The sequence below is a fragment of the Celeribacter naphthalenivorans genome (genome assembly GCF_020524585.1).
GTDB classification, from domain to species: Bacteria; Pseudomonadota; Alphaproteobacteria; order Rhodobacterales; family Rhodobacteraceae; genus Celeribacter; species Celeribacter naphthalenivorans.
In genome coordinates, this window is sequence record NZ_JAIVLK010000001.1 from 148143 (window position 1) to 160623 (window position 12481).

A 12481-nucleotide genomic window follows, 5' to 3' on the forward strand; every position below is an offset into this window, starting at 1 on the left:
AAAGGCACGCCGCGCGCGTGCCTTTTTTCTTGCGCGAATTTTAAAATGGCTTAGAGGACGCATTTGAGCGAGGCGGGACATTACCGACCCGAGTCGCGCCCTTTCTGGACAATTGAAGAGACCGATCATGCTGAACGTCTATGCGTTCCCGGAGGCGTTTTCGCCTGCCGAATGTGATGCGATTGTGATGCTCGCGCGCGAAGAAGAACTCGCGGACGCTGGGCTGGTGAAAAACCGTTCCGATCATAACCTACGGCGCGCCGATTTGGCCTGGCTCGATGAGCGCGACGGGGGGGAATGGATCATGGAGCGGATCATGATGCTGGTGGCCGAGGCCAACCGCACGCATTTCGATTTTGCTCTGACCGAGTTTGGCGAAAGCCCGCAGGTCGCCCGCTATGGCGCCGAGCGTCAGGGGCATTTCACATGGCATTCTGACATCGGCGAGGGCGCTTTGGCTTCGCGTCGCAAACTGACCATGGTGGTGCAGCTGTCAGAGGCCTCTGACTACCAAGGCGGCGCTCTCGAATTGCAACCCGACGCCAATATTCGCGAAGCCGCCCGTGCCAAAGGCTCTGCGGTTCTGTTCCCGTCCTTCGTGTTGCACCGGGTGACCCCCGTGACCTCGGGAGAGCGCTTTTCCCTGTCGACTTGGGTGCATGGACCGGCGTTTCGCTGAGTATTTTTCCAGCAAAGGAAACGACACGTTAACCCTCAAAGGCTTAAGCTGAGCCCACGGTACAGGCGGGAGCGCCGATGACCGTCAGCGAAGGAGACGCCCCGGCCCGTGTGGCCGAAATCCCTTCTGGTGACGCGACAGTGCTATGAACCGGCGGCCGGGGCGCATTTGTTTCCTTTGCTGTGCAAATACTCAACTTCGCTCAGCGGCACAGAACTTTGTCCACCCATTGCGGCACAACCGTGCTCGCAAGCCCTTCACGCACCTCGTCAAACCGTCCGCCGGAGGCCTCCAGGTTCAGTTCCATCGTGCGAATGCCAAGCTGGCGTGCCATTTGGCTGAACCCAGCAGCGGGGTAGACGACGCCGGAGGTGCCGATGGAGACGAACAGATCGCTGTCTTCCAAAGCCTCCTGGATCGTGTCCATGTGATATGGGATTTCGCCGAACCAGACGATGTCTGGCCGGGTTGCGGGCGCGCCGCAGGAGGGGCAGGGGGCTGTCACGTCCATCACCATAGGCGCGGGCCAGCGGTGGCCGCAGGCGGCACAAAGCGCGTCTTTCAGAGCGCCATGCATATGGATCACGTCGCGCGCGCCTCCACGTTCCAAGAGGTCATCGACATTCTGGGTCACGAGGTAAACCGGCGCATCATGGTCGGCCTGAAGTCGCGCCAGCGCCTGATGCGCCGCATTGGGGGAGGCCTCTGCCGCCTGAGCACGGCGCATGTTGTAGAAGGTCTGCACAAGTTCGGGGTCGCGGGCAAAGGCCTCTGGCGTGGCGACATCCTCGACCCGGTGATCCTCCCAGAGCCCGTCCTCGGCGCGAAAGGTTTTGAGGCCGCTTTCTGCCGACAATCCGGCGCCCGAGAGAATGAAAATTCCGCCTGTCATCTAAGGTCTCCTTTTTCACCACCCTGCCTTGTGCCCGACACGCGGGCAAGGGTAGCGTATCGTCAAACAGGAGCCCTCATGCATAAAATCCTTTTCGTCTGCCTCGGCAATATTTGTCGCTCTCCCTCCGCTGAGGCGGTGTTTGCCGCCAAGGCGAAACACGCGCGTCTTCCTGTCGTCGTGGACAGCGCGGGCACCGGGGATTGGCATGTCGGCGAGGCGCCTTATGGCCCGATGCAGGCGGCGGCGAAGCTGCGGCATTACGACCTTTCCTCCTTGCGGGCGCGTCAGTTCACAGTGGAGGATTTTAACCACTTCAATCTGATCTTGGCGATGGATGAGGCCAATCTGCGCGACATCGAGCGGCTAAGACCCGCAGGCAATGACACGCCCGTCACGCTGATGATGAGCTATGCGCCGCAGACGAGGGTGATGGCGGTGCCCGATCCCTATTACACCCGTGATTTCGATGAGGCGCTCGATCTGATCGAGGCGGCCTCCGATGGACTCTTGGCAGAATTACAAGCGTAGCCAACGAAAGGCGCGTTTCAGCTCTTCCGTGCCGTTCTCGGAATACCAGCGCCCGTGGCTGAGGATCACCTTGTCCGGGGCCCAGCCGATCACTTCGCGGATCACCGCACGGGCTTTCTTTTTGGATTTGAACGAGGCGCGCATGTCAGCGGGCGCCTTGCCGTCCGGGTCGAGAATACCAGCTATCCGCATCATAAAAGCTTTCACTTTTCCAACCTTTTCTGCCTCAAAATTCTCGATCAGATCGGTCAAAATGAGAGTTTTCGAACCTTCGTGGAAAAACACCACCTCGTGCAGAAAGCGATGCCCTTTGACCACGCGCTGGCGGATCGCGCTGGCATAGCCTTCGGGCGCCTCATCGGTCAAAACCTCATGTGGGGGGACAGGCACATTGAATTTGCGTGCACGCTCTTTGACGCCCGGAGCCGCCAAAACTTGTGCCGCCGGAAAGCGTTTGTGCCAAGCGTTCAGCGAGACGTAATGGATAGGATTGGGGGCGATCAGCCAGCCGATGGGGCCGAGGGCGGCCATCTCGTCCAAGAGGCCCTCATCCAGCGCGATAGGCGAATGCACCCAAAGTTTGCCGCCCACGCGCACCACTGTCATCCGGGTCGGAAAATTCATCCCGTAGAATGGCACAGGCGGCCCGTCGGCGAGCCAGATATCCGGGCCGACAGGTTTGAGCGTGTTGAGCGGCGGGTAGAGGTTTTCGGGCTTAGCCACAGTATTGCGCAGCGGTTTCCCCAAATGCTTTGTAACGACGCCAGAAGGCCTCGTGGCTCGTGTTGTCCGACTGGCGAATGTCCTGCGCCTTTTGCGGGTTCTTGAAGAACTTCGCGGCCTGACGCTGGTCGCTGTTGGACAGGGTCAGATCGGCGGCTTGCTGAATGCAACCACAGAGCGCGCGGTTGTTCGCAGCCCGGTCAGACGCCATGCAGGCGCGCTCGATGGCGCCTGCGGAGGCGCTCATGGGCGAAAGCGTCGCGGTGAAACCGGCGGCGATCAGGGTCAATACGGTCAAGGATTTTTTCATGTCTCTGCCTCTCGTAGTGCCAAGACGTGGCCCCGTCTTTTCGATGCTTTCACATCCGCAGGGTCCACCGTTTTGGTGAAGATGCGGTTAAAATGCCTGAGTCTGCGGTTTGACGCAATTGCGGAGTTTGTCGCGGGCGGGGGATGGGCGGAGGGGTGCTTATGTTCGGGTGGGATCATCATTCGCGCCCCCCAATACTATCTCGATTCTGATAGCTCGATAAGTCGGTCACTAACCTGAAGCGGCCCCTTTTGGTATTCCTCTGAAACGTACTGAAGATCGTTCAGTGTTTTCTCGTCAAATTCGATGGTAATGTCGAAATTTTGCTCGAGAACGTTTTTTGCTTTTAGACCCCAATCGATTATGTATCGTGCAAGATCGTCTTTCTCTGCAATGGAGAAAAGATCTTTTATGTTTTCGGGTATTTCACGCAGTTGTTGCCTTCTCGCGCCATATTCGGCAGCATTTTGAATTGGCTCTGGAAACTCTCTCTTGATTTTCCTTTCTGCGTCGACACGTGCTATCGAGACGGCGTCTCCAAGTTTTGGATAAAGTTCCGAAGTTATGTCGAAGATAAAATAGACGTCCATTTGACGTTTTGTTTCTGACAAATCAATGGTCTGCCCAAGGTCTTCGTGAGCTCCTTTAAGCTCGTCAAAAAGTTTCCAATGATTTTTCCATTCAGGGCCAGACGTAAATCGGTTTTGCTTCACTTTTCCTAATAATATTTCTTTCGAAAAGGAGGAAGTTATTGTGTTTAAACGTTTTATGAGGTCCTCAGCTTCTTTTTTCTTGTCGTCCCAAAGCTCGGCTTCAAAGCCAAGGCCTTTGAAGCGTTTAAATCTAGCGATGTTGGAATAGAAAAAGCTAAAGAAGCTCATCGCAAATGTTGCTGAGCTTCCTGCGATGTCACCCATCACAAGTTGTCGAAACGAAAACGTCAAGAACGCGAGGCCAACAAGTGCAAAAAAAGCCTGTTGCCAATTGGTCTTAATGAATTTCCACAAAGTCCGCGTCCTTCTGCCCTGAGTGTAAAGCATGCGCAAACTAAGTAATTTTAGCAATCAGAAGATGATTGCTTTAGGTGTTCTGGGCTTGCCATTCCCCCCCTTTCCCCGCATAGAACTCAGCCAAACCTTCACGCGCTAAAGGCCTGTCATGACCGAGCTGAAAAACATCCGGAACTTCTCCATCGTGGCCCATATCGACCACGGCAAATCGACGCTTGCCGACCGGTTGATCCAGCTTACAGGCACGGTGGCCGAGCGGGATATGCAGGCGCAGATGTTGGACTCGATGGATATCGAGCGCGAGCGTGGGATCACGATCAAGGCGAACTCCGTGCGGATCGAATATCCGGCCAAGGACGGCGAGACCTATATTCTGAACCTGATCGACACCCCCGGCCACGTCGACTTTGCCTATGAGGTGAGCCGCTCGATGCAGGCTGTCGAGGGCTCTCTTTTGGTGGTGGACGCGACGCAGGGCGTCGAGGCGCAGACGCTTGCGAACGTCTACCAAGCCATTGATGCCGACCACGAGATCGTGCCGGTTCTGAACAAGATCGACCTCCCGGCCGCCGAGCCGGAGCGGGTCTGCGAGCAGATCGAAGATGTCATCGGCATCGACGCCTCGAACGCCATTGAAATCTCCGCCAAGACCGGCATCGGCATTCCTGACGTTCTGGAAGCCATCGTCACCCGTCTGCCTGCGCCGAAAGGCGATCGCGACGCGCCGCTTAAGGCCATGCTGGTCGACAGCTGGTACGATCCGTATCTTGGCGTCGTCGTGATGATCCGCGTCATCGACGGGGTGGTCAAAAAGGGCGACCAGATCCGCATGATGCAGACCAAGGCGACCTATAAGATCGACAAGCTCTCGGTGCTCAAACCGAAGATGGTCGACATCGCCGAGCTGGGGCCGGGCGAGATCGGTATTTTCACCGCCTCGATCAAACAGGTGCGCGACACTAAGGTGGGCGACACGATCACCCATGAGAAAAAGCAATGCGACACGCCGCTGCCGGGCTTTAAACCTTCGATCCCCGTGGTCTTCTGTGGCCTCTTCCCGGTCGATGCCAACGACTTCGAAGACCTGCGCACCGCGATTGAGAAACTGCAACTGAACGACGCGTCGTTCAGCTCGGAGATGGAAACTTCTGCCGCTCTGGGGTTTGGCTTCCGCTGTGGCTTCCTCGGTCTGTTGCACCTCGAAGTGATCCGCGACCGTCTGGAGCGCGAATATGATCTTGATCTGATCACCACCGCGCCTTCCGTGGTCTATAAAATCTACATGAAGGACGGCACGGTTGAGGACCTGCACAACCCCGCCGACATGCCCGATCTGACCTATGTCGATCACGTCGAAGAGCCGCGCATCAAGGCGACGATCATGGTGCCCGACGAATATCTGGGCGATGTTCTCAAACTCTGTCAGGATCGCCGCGGCATCCAGATGGACCTGACCTACGCCGGCACCCGCGCGATGGTTGTCTATGACCTCCCGCTCAACGAAGTGGTGTTCGATTTCTACGATAGGCTCAAATCCATTACCAAAGGGTATGCGTCGTTTGACTATCAATTCACCGAGTATCGCGAGGACAACCTTGTGAAGATGCAGGTGCTGGTGAACGACGAACCTGTGGATGCGCTCTCGATGATGGTCCACCGCGACCGTGCTGAGTCCCGTGGTCGTGCGATGTGTGAAAAGCTCAAGGAGCTGATCCCCCGCCACATGTTCAAAATCCCGATCCAGGCCGCGATTGGCGGCAAGGTGATCGCGCGCGAAACCCTCTCCGCGCTGCGCAAGGACGTGACGGCGAAATGTTACGGCGGCGACGCGACCCGGAAGAAGAAACTTCTGGAAAAGCAGAAGGCTGGTAAGAAGAAGATGCGCCAGTTCGGGAAAGTGGAAATCCCGCAGGAAGCGTTTATTAACGCGCTGAAAATGGACAGTTAAAAAGAGCCCCGCGAGAGCGGGGCTTTTTGCTATTCAGGTTCATATGTAGTGCGAAGAAATGTCTTGCGATGGTAGACTCTTGACACCGCGCCTTGTGGGCTGGACTCCTTTACTAAGTGTTAGTTCAGTTTCTCTAGCCTTGATGATAAAACCTGTTTGTGATCAGGCTTTTGGATTTAAAACCGCTATTGCAGGAATATTAAATGCTGCGACGTTTTCAAAAAGACCCGTTAAAATATGCGCTAGACTTGGCTTCATTCTCGATCTTGTGGAATGTTATCTTGACGTTCGCCGTGGTCTTAACTTGGAATAGCTATGGTAATATTCCAGATGACAATCATATTTCGGTTGGATTGACGACAATTGAAATCTTTTTGGTCGTGGTGGCGCTTTCTGGCTTCTGGATGCTTCGCACAATCGTCGCTGAGACGGCATATGAACAAGCAAGTATTGCTGCGTATGAAGCCGTAAAAGAAATGGATCCTCAAATTCGACGCCAAGTAGAGCAACTGGTGAAAGAGGAACTTGAAGAACAGAAAAGAAATAACAATATTGTCTCTCAGAAGAACGGCGAGGCGGGTTATGATCTAGCGAAAGCCATGTCAGAGGATGAAACGGAATGATCATTCAGCAATCAGAGACTGAGATTCTGAAAGATTTTATGTCACGCGCTGGCGATAGCTTGGAAAAGCTCATCGAAAGGTTAGGCGTGCGTTTCGTTCGCGACACGGACCTGGGCGAAAAATCTGGCCAAATTGAATTCGACGGAAAACAATATACAATCTCGGTGAATGCTCTTGAGAACCGAGGACGTCAACGTTTTACGGCTGCGCATGAGATCGCTCACTATGTCCTACATCGTGATCTTCTGAGGAAGAAAGGAGTGCTCAACCGGCATACAGATACGCTATTCGATGAGCCTTCCCTGAATGAAGTGGAGCCGTTTACTAAGCAGCACGAAATTCAAGCCAATAAGTATGCCGCACGTTTGCTAATGCCTGCACCGTTGGTTCGTGAAATGGTCAGTGACGGTAAAAATATTTCTGAAATGGCGGAAGCATTTCGAGTTTCCAAGCCTGCAATGGAAATTAGGCTGAAGAACCTAGGTTTGAATACTGAGTAAGAAATCTGTGCGTGTTAGAAATACCGCAATGCTCCTTAGTTCAATTCTAAGCGGGATTAAACAAAAAACGCCCACCCAACCGGGCAGGCGCTTTCCATAATTCCCCGAGCGGCAACCCCGCTCACATCTCACTCTGCACTTCCCGGCTCTCCTGCGAAATCGCGGACCCGGCTTTGGAAATATCCTGACCTGCGCCTTCAATCGTTTCACAGGCGGCAAGGGACAAAAGCACAGCGCCCAAAATCATCACACGTTTCATCACTCTCTCCTTTGATTGCTTAGGAGAGAAACGCGCGGGCGGGCGGTCGGTTCCCGACCTCGTCCAATCAGAGGTTCGATTGCACGTCGCGGCTGGCGCTGGAGATCGCTTGTCCGGCGGTCGAGAGGTCGCGTCCTGCGCCGTCGATGGTTTCGCAGGCGGCGAGGGCGAAGAGGGTGAGGCCGATCAGGATTGTGCGTTTCATAGGGGTCTCCAAGATATATCGTAATGTCGTAGCGCCGTTCCGGGGAGGGGGCAATATCGGAGAGGTGTATGGGGGCGGATGTCATGCCGCGTACCAGATCGCGATTTGACGCCGATCAAAGCGACATCGCGGAATCACCTTAAAGTCACATGCGCGCGATCGAATATGAGGGAGAGACCCATGAACCGACTTGCCGGTATCCTGTTTTCGTTGATTTCCACCACCTTGATGGGCACCGCCGTCGTCGTGGCGCTGACGATGGGCAAGGACACGCTTCAGCCCATCCTGATCGCGGCGGCCATCGGCTTTGTCGTGTCGGTCCCGGTGACGTGGGTTGTCACCAAGAAAATCCTGAAAGAGTTCTCTTAAGCCTTCGCGTCGACGGCATGCATCCAGGCCCGCATCGCGGCCTCGAATTCGCGGGGTTTCTCGGCATGAAGCCAATGGCCCGTGCCGGGGATGGAGGCGAATTTGGCCTCTGGGAAGAGCGCCTTGGAGCGCGCGCGGTGGTCGCGTTCGACATAGGTGCTTTCGCCGCCGGAGAGGAAGAACGTGGGGCCATGATACTGCCCGGAGACCTCGGGGAAAGCGGTGATCTTCGGCATCTCGGCTTCCAAGACGTCGAGGTTCAAAAGCCAGCGTTTCTCTTTGACCACAAGGCTTTGCAGCAAAAACGCCCGCACGCCCGCGTCCAACACGTCGCGGGCGAGTTGTTTGTCGGCGTCCGAACGTTTCTCCACGATGGACAGATCAATCCGGCGCATCGCCTCAATCAAAGGCGTGTTGTCATGACTGTAGGTGACGGGCGAAATATCGGCCACGACCAGCGATTTGATCAGCTCAGGTCGCTCAAGCGCCAGCACCATCACCGCCTTGCCGCCCATGGAATGCCCCATGACGTGGCACGGCCCATGTTCGGCCACCAAAGGCTCCAAAACCTCGGCCAGATCAGCCGCCATGTCGGGATAGCTTTGCGTCGGAAAGCGCGGGCTTGCGCCGTGGTTGCGCTGGTCGACGGCGACGACAAGGCGTTCATCGGAGAGGCGTTTCGAGATCACGCCCCAGTTGCGGGCGGAGCCGAAGAGGCCGTGGACGATCAAAAGGGGTGAGGCGTCGGTCGGCTGACCGTTCAAGTCAATGTGCAACATGGTTGAGAGATAGCGCCTTGGCGCCCAGCGGCAAACCCCCTAAAAGAGGCGCATGGAGCATTCCGTGACGCAGAGATCAGACGAGCTTGCCGTGCTTTTGCGCGACCATCTGGGCGTGCGCATGGGAGAGGGCTTCGAGGCCAAGGTGAAACACGCCGGACGCCGCCTGCCGCGCTGGGCGCGTCGGAAATCGGCGGTGATTGTCGAGGCGCTTGCCCTTGAGGCGCATCCGAAACTGGCGCAGCAGGTGCCGCATAAAAAGGTCGATAAGGCCTTCAAGGAATTGCGGTATTTCCTCGAGCGTCAGGATGTGAAAACCCGACGCAAGAATCGGGTTTTGGACCTGATCGCGACGGTTGGCTTTGTTGTCTTTGCCACCATCGCGCTTGCGTTGGTCGTCATGATCTGGCGCGGTCTGGTGTAAAAGCGCGCGGGTGCAATGCATCGCGCTGTACCAAGGTGACCGTCACAAAGCTGACGTAAAGCAGCAAATACCACGACCCCATTTTCGAAAAACTGACCATCTCGCCGGAGACCTGACCGTTGTAGAGCCAGATCCGTGTCGCCGTGCCGATGTTCTCGGCGATCCAGAGGAAAAAGGCGGAGAGCACGGCGGCGAGAGGCAGGGGCATCCAGTGCCAATGTCCGATGCGATACCAGACGCGGGTGCGGGCAAAGAGGATCAGAGAGGCAATGAAAAGCCCGATGCGGATGTCCGGGCCGAAGTGATGCGTGAAGAAGTTCAGATAGATCGCGAGCGCAAACAGCAGCGAGGCCCAATAGGGCGGGTAGGGCGCGAACCTCATGTCGAAGAGGCGGATCGCACGGGCCATGAAACTGCCGACGGAGGCATACATGAAGCCCGAAAACAGCGGCACGCCGCCGATCTTGATCACGCCAGCGCCGGGGTAATCCCAACTGCCCATGTGGAGTTTGAAAATCTCCATCACGGTGCCGGTGATATGGAACAAGAGGATGACTTTGGCCTCAGTGAGGGTTTCCAGCCGAAAGATCAGAAACAGGATTTGCAGACCGAGCGCGTAGAGCAGCAATGCGTCATAGCGCGCGATCGGCCAGTCGTCCTGCCAGATCGCATGGGTCGCGAGCATGGCGATCAACAAAAGCCCGCCAAAGAGCGAGGCCCAGCCCATTTTGACGGTGAACATCACAAGTTCGGTGAGCGCATGCGGCAGACGGGCGCGGAGCCAGTCGCCGAGACGGCGTTCAAGTGTGGTGGGCTGAGACATCGGGCAACATCGCAATTGTGAAAGAAAAAGGGGCCCGAAGGCCCCTCAATCTGTCTTGAATGTTCGAAACTTACAAGTTCGGATAGAGGGGGAATTTCTCGCAAAGCGCCTCGACCTCGGCTTTAACCTTGGCTTCGACCTCTGCATTGCCCTCTTCGCCATTGGCGGCAAGACCATCGACCACTTCGACGATCCAGTCGGCGATCTGACGGAATTCCGCTTCACCGAACCCACGCGTCGTGCCCGCAGGCGTGCCGAGACGGACGCCGGAGGTGACCATCGGCGGCTGCGGGTCAAACGGGATGCCGTTTTTGTTGCAAGTGATATGCGCACGTTCCAGCGCCTTTTCCGTGTCCTTGCCGGTCACGTTTTTGGGGCGCAGGTCGACGAGCAGAACGTGGGTGTCGGTGCCGCCGGTGACGATGTCCAGGCCGCCCTTCATCAGCTGATCGGCCAGCGCTTGGGCGTTGACGATCACCTGCTTGGCATACTCTTTGAACTCGGGACGCAGAGCCTCACCAAAGGCCACGGCTTTCGCGGCGATGACATGCATCAGCGGGCCGCCCTGAATGCCGGGGAAGATGGCGGAGTTCACCTTTTTGGCGATCTCGACATCATTGGTGAGGATCATGCCGCCGCGCGGACCACGCAGCGTCTTGTGCGTCGTGGTGGTCGCCACATCGGCATAGGGGAAGGGCGACGGGTGCGCACCACCGGCCACGAGACCGGCGAAGTGGGCCATGTCGACCATCAGGATCGCGCCGACTTCATCCGCAATCTCACGGAATTTCGCAAAGTCGATCTGGCGCGGAATGGCGGAGCCACCGGCGATGATCAGCTTCGGCTTGTTCTCGCGCGCCAGCTCGGCGACGGCATCGTAGTCGATGCGCTGGTCTTGCTGACGCACGCCGTATTGCACGGCTTTGAACCATTTGCCGGACTGGTTCACGGTCGCACCGTGGGTCAGGTGGCCACCGGAGGCGAGGTTCATACCGAGGATCGTGTCGCCCGGCTGCAAAAGCGCGTTGAACACGCCTTGGTTCGCCTGAGAGCCGGAGTTCGGCTGAACGTTCACATACTGACAGCCGAACAGCTCTTTCGCGCGATCACGGGCGAGGTTCTCGGTGATGTCGACGAACTGACAGCCCCCATAGTAACGACGGCCCGGATAGCCTTCGGCGTATTTGTTTGTGAGGACGGAGCCCTGGGCCTCCATCACGGCGGCGGAGACGATGTTCTCAGAGGCGATCAATTCGATCTCGTGGCGCTGACGGCCAAGCTCTTTGGTGATGCTGTCGAACAGCTCGGGGTCGCGGGAGGCGAGCGCCTCGGTGAAGAAACCGGAATCGCGGACATTGGCCGTCATGATATGCTCCTTGGCAGGCTGGGAGTGTCGCGGCTGTCTTAGCCATTCTGTCACATTTGGAAAACCCTTTGTCGGCGCATAATGATCATGAATCCGATCCCGCGTAGGCCTTTTGTGGAGACGAAAGTTTCCGATGCGCGCCCGCGCGTCCGTCTGGGGGCACAATTTCGATGACAGGAGGATTGCGCAACCCCGCAGGAATTCAGGTGAAATCCCCAATCAGCTTTGATACTGAAAACCAAACACTGGTTCTGAAAGGGACACATCATGGTTAAAATCGCCTTTGCCGCAAGCGATGCCCAGATCGCGCAGCGCGCGTTTGAGCGGCTGTCTGCGCAGTATAAGGCGGTGCCGCTGGAAGAGGCGGAGGTGATCGTGGCCTTGGGCGGCGATGGTTTCATGCTTCAGACCCTGCACGGGACCATGCATCTCGACACGCCGGTTTACGGCATGAATTGCGGCACCATCGGCTTTTTGATGAACGAATTTCGTGAGGACGATCTGATCGAACGGCTGCGCGAGGCCGAGGAAGAGGTGATCAACCCGCTCTCCATGGTGGCCTGTGGTGAGGATGGGCGCGAACATAAGGCGCTGGCGATCAACGAGGTGTCTTTGCTGCGCGCGGGTCCGCAAGCGGCGAAACTTCGCGTCTCGATTGACGGCAAAATCCGCATGGAAGAGCTGATTTGCGACGGGGTGCTTGTGGCGACGCCCGCCGGGTCCACGGCCTATAACTACTCCGCGCGCGGGCCGATCCTGCCCATCGGCTCCGATGTTCTGGCACTCACCGCGATGGCCGCGTTCCGGCCCCGGCGCTGGCGCGGGGCCTTGTTGCCCAGTGCCGCCAAGGTGCGGTTCGATGTGCTTGAACCGGAAAAACGCCCGGTCATGGCCGATGCCGACAGCCGCCACACGGATAAGGTGCTCTGGGTCGAGATTGCCTCGGAACCCAAGGTCAAACACCGCATTCTCTTCGATCCGGGGCACGGGCTCGAAGAGCGGCTGTTGCGCGAACAATTCGTCTGAGATCAGGCGCTTGC

17 protein-coding genes are annotated in these 12481 nt (G+C 57.0%); 8 read left to right on the forward strand and 9 right to left on the reverse strand.

All coding sequences use genetic code 11. The annotated features are described in order from the left end of the window. Nucleotides 1–127 precede the first annotated feature (127 nt). Nucleotides 128–679 (forward strand): 2OG-Fe(II) oxygenase, encoded by a 552-nt coding sequence (locus LC094_RS00720; RefSeq protein WP_226549136.1) that lies wholly within the window; start codon nucleotides 128–130, stop codon nucleotides 677–679. A 202-nt stretch (nucleotides 680–881) separates the two neighbouring features. Here LC094_RS00720 and LC094_RS00725 read toward each other — a convergent pair whose 3' ends face one another. Continuing rightward, nucleotides 882–1571, reverse strand: a complete 690-nt coding sequence (locus LC094_RS00725; protein ID WP_226549138.1) for an NAD-dependent deacylase — start codon at nucleotides 1569–1571, stop codon at nucleotides 882–884. Nucleotides 1572–1649: 78 nt separating this feature from the next. Here LC094_RS00725 and LC094_RS00730 point away from each other — a divergent pair, with 78 nt between their 5' ends. Then, entirely contained in the window at nucleotides 1650–2102 is a 453-nt protein-coding gene (locus LC094_RS00730; protein ID WP_226549141.1) for a low molecular weight protein-tyrosine-phosphatase, read from the forward strand. Here LC094_RS00730 and LC094_RS00735 read toward each other — a convergent pair. The 3 genes from LC094_RS00735 to LC094_RS00745 form a co-directional block, all read right to left on the reverse strand. After that, the gene (locus LC094_RS00735; protein WP_226549144.1) at nucleotides 2091–2825 is read right to left on the reverse strand and encodes a DUF4336 domain-containing protein; all 735 of its coding nucleotides are present in this window, start codon (nucleotides 2823–2825) and stop codon (nucleotides 2091–2093) included. The two genes, LC094_RS00730 and LC094_RS00735, sit on opposite strands and share 12 nt — an antisense overlap. Next, nucleotides 2818–3135 (reverse strand): hypothetical protein, encoded by a 318-nt coding sequence (locus tag LC094_RS00740; RefSeq protein WP_226549147.1) that lies wholly within the window; start codon nucleotides 3133–3135, stop codon nucleotides 2818–2820. The genes LC094_RS00735 and LC094_RS00740 overlap by 8 nt, the downstream gene beginning before the upstream one ends. A 197-nt stretch (nucleotides 3136–3332) precedes the next feature. Further along, the gene (locus tag LC094_RS00745; RefSeq protein WP_226549150.1) at nucleotides 3333–4142 is read right to left on the reverse strand and encodes a hypothetical protein; all 810 of its coding nucleotides are present in this window, start codon (nucleotides 4140–4142) and stop codon (nucleotides 3333–3335) included. Between the two features lie 151 nt (nucleotides 4143–4293). On the opposite strand from LC094_RS00745, the gene lepA reads away from it, so the two are divergent. The 3 genes from lepA (at nucleotide 4294) to LC094_RS00760 (ending at nucleotide 7216) form a co-directional block, all read left to right on the forward strand. After that, entirely contained in the window at nucleotides 4294–6093 is a 1800-nt protein-coding gene (gene lepA, locus LC094_RS00750) for a translation elongation factor 4 (RefSeq protein ID WP_226549153.1), read from the forward strand. A gap of 203 nt (nucleotides 6094–6296) precedes the next feature. Further along, nucleotides 6297–6716 carry a hypothetical protein gene (locus tag LC094_RS00755; protein ID WP_226549156.1) on the forward strand — a complete coding sequence of 140 codons (420 nt, stop codon included), beginning with the start codon at nucleotides 6297–6299 and terminating at the stop codon, nucleotides 6714–6716. Further along, nucleotides 6713–7216 (forward strand): ImmA/IrrE family metallo-endopeptidase, encoded by a 504-nt coding sequence (locus tag LC094_RS00760; RefSeq protein WP_226549159.1) that lies wholly within the window; start codon nucleotides 6713–6715, stop codon nucleotides 7214–7216. Before LC094_RS00755 ends, LC094_RS00760 begins: the two co-directional genes overlap by 4 nt. Before the next feature lie 121 nt (nucleotides 7217–7337). Here LC094_RS00760 and LC094_RS00765 read toward each other — a convergent pair whose 3' ends face one another. Together LC094_RS00765 and LC094_RS00770 are read right to left on the reverse strand one after the other, a co-directional pair. Beyond that, on the reverse strand, nucleotides 7338–7475 hold the full coding sequence (locus LC094_RS00765; RefSeq protein ID WP_066710510.1) for an entericidin A/B family lipoprotein: 138 nt from the start codon (nucleotides 7473–7475) through the stop codon (nucleotides 7338–7340). A 67-nt stretch (nucleotides 7476–7542) separates the two neighbouring features. Next, on the reverse strand, nucleotides 7543–7680 hold the full coding sequence (locus LC094_RS00770; RefSeq protein ID WP_226549162.1) for an entericidin A/B family lipoprotein: 138 nt from the start codon (nucleotides 7678–7680) through the stop codon (nucleotides 7543–7545). 180 nt (nucleotides 7681–7860) lie between these two features. Here LC094_RS00770 and LC094_RS00775 point away from each other — a divergent pair, with 180 nt between their 5' ends. Beyond that, nucleotides 7861–8049, forward strand: a complete 189-nt coding sequence (locus LC094_RS00775) for a CTP synthetase (protein ID WP_226549165.1) — start codon at nucleotides 7861–7863, stop codon at nucleotides 8047–8049. On the opposite strand, the gene LC094_RS00780 is transcribed toward LC094_RS00775, so the two are convergent. Beyond that, a complete protein-coding gene (locus tag LC094_RS00780; RefSeq protein WP_226549167.1) occupies nucleotides 8046–8828 on the reverse strand; it encodes an alpha/beta fold hydrolase in 783 nt (260 codons plus the stop codon). The two genes, LC094_RS00775 and LC094_RS00780, sit on opposite strands and share 4 nt — an antisense overlap. Nucleotides 8829–8892: 64 nt before the next feature. Between LC094_RS00780 and LC094_RS00785 the strand changes: the two genes are divergently transcribed. Then, the gene (locus LC094_RS00785) at nucleotides 8893–9252 is read left to right on the forward strand and encodes a hypothetical protein (RefSeq protein WP_226549170.1); all 360 of its coding nucleotides are present in this window, start codon (nucleotides 8893–8895) and stop codon (nucleotides 9250–9252) included. On the opposite strand, the gene LC094_RS00790 is transcribed toward LC094_RS00785, so the two are convergent. After that, nucleotides 9227–10075 (reverse strand): DUF817 domain-containing protein, encoded by an 849-nt coding sequence (locus LC094_RS00790; RefSeq protein WP_226549173.1) that lies wholly within the window; start codon nucleotides 10073–10075, stop codon nucleotides 9227–9229. The genes LC094_RS00785 and LC094_RS00790 overlap by 26 nt on opposite strands. Before the next feature lie 70 nt (nucleotides 10076–10145). Further along, entirely contained in the window at nucleotides 10146–11441 is a 1296-nt protein-coding gene (gene glyA / locus LC094_RS00795; RefSeq protein WP_226549176.1) for a serine hydroxymethyltransferase, read from the reverse strand. A 267-nt stretch (nucleotides 11442–11708) separates the two neighbouring features. Between glyA and LC094_RS00800 the strand changes: the two genes are divergently transcribed. Continuing rightward, nucleotides 11709–12467: an NAD kinase gene (locus LC094_RS00800; protein WP_226549179.1), complete on the forward strand. Its 759-nt coding sequence runs from the start codon at nucleotides 11709–11711 to the stop codon at nucleotides 12465–12467. Nucleotides 12468–12481: the final 14 nt, after the last annotated feature.

Excerpts from the sequence above, each read along its gene's own strand:
- LC094_RS00755 (WP_226549156.1), top strand. The coding sequence starts at position 6,297 with ATGCTGCGACGTTTTCAAAAAGACCCGTTAAAATATGCGCTAGACTTG.
- LC094_RS00775 (WP_226549165.1), top strand. The coding sequence starts at position 7,861 with ATGAACCGACTTGCCGGTATCCTGTTTTCGTTGATTTCCACCACCTTG.
- glyA (WP_226549176.1), bottom strand. The coding sequence starts at position 11,441 with ATGACGGCCAATGTCCGCGATTCCGGTTTCTTCACCGAGGCGCTCGCC.
- LC094_RS00800 (WP_226549179.1), top strand. The coding sequence starts at position 11,709 with ATGGTTAAAATCGCCTTTGCCGCAAGCGATGCCCAGATCGCGCAGCGC.
- LC094_RS00765 (WP_066710510.1), bottom strand. The coding sequence starts at position 7,475 with ATGAAACGTGTGATGATTTTGGGCGCTGTGCTTTTGTCCCTTGCCGCC.
- LC094_RS00780 (WP_226549167.1), bottom strand. The coding sequence starts at position 8,828 with ATGTTGCACATTGACTTGAACGGTCAGCCGACCGACGCCTCACCCCTT.
- LC094_RS00725 (WP_226549138.1), bottom strand. The coding sequence starts at position 1,571 with ATGACAGGCGGAATTTTCATTCTCTCGGGCGCCGGATTGTCGGCAGAA.
- LC094_RS00790 (WP_226549173.1), bottom strand. The coding sequence starts at position 10,075 with ATGTCTCAGCCCACCACACTTGAACGCCGTCTCGGCGACTGGCTCCGC.
- LC094_RS00740 (WP_226549147.1), bottom strand. The coding sequence starts at position 3,135 with ATGAAAAAATCCTTGACCGTATTGACCCTGATCGCCGCCGGTTTCACC.
- lepA (WP_226549153.1), top strand. The coding sequence starts at position 4,294 with ATGACCGAGCTGAAAAACATCCGGAACTTCTCCATCGTGGCCCATATC.
- LC094_RS00770 (WP_226549162.1), bottom strand. The coding sequence starts at position 7,680 with ATGAAACGCACAATCCTGATCGGCCTCACCCTCTTCGCCCTCGCCGCC.
- LC094_RS00760 (WP_226549159.1), top strand. The coding sequence starts at position 6,713 with ATGATCATTCAGCAATCAGAGACTGAGATTCTGAAAGATTTTATGTCA.
- LC094_RS00720 (WP_226549136.1), top strand. The coding sequence starts at position 128 with ATGCTGAACGTCTATGCGTTCCCGGAGGCGTTTTCGCCTGCCGAATGT.
- LC094_RS00730 (WP_226549141.1), top strand. The coding sequence starts at position 1,650 with ATGCATAAAATCCTTTTCGTCTGCCTCGGCAATATTTGTCGCTCTCCC.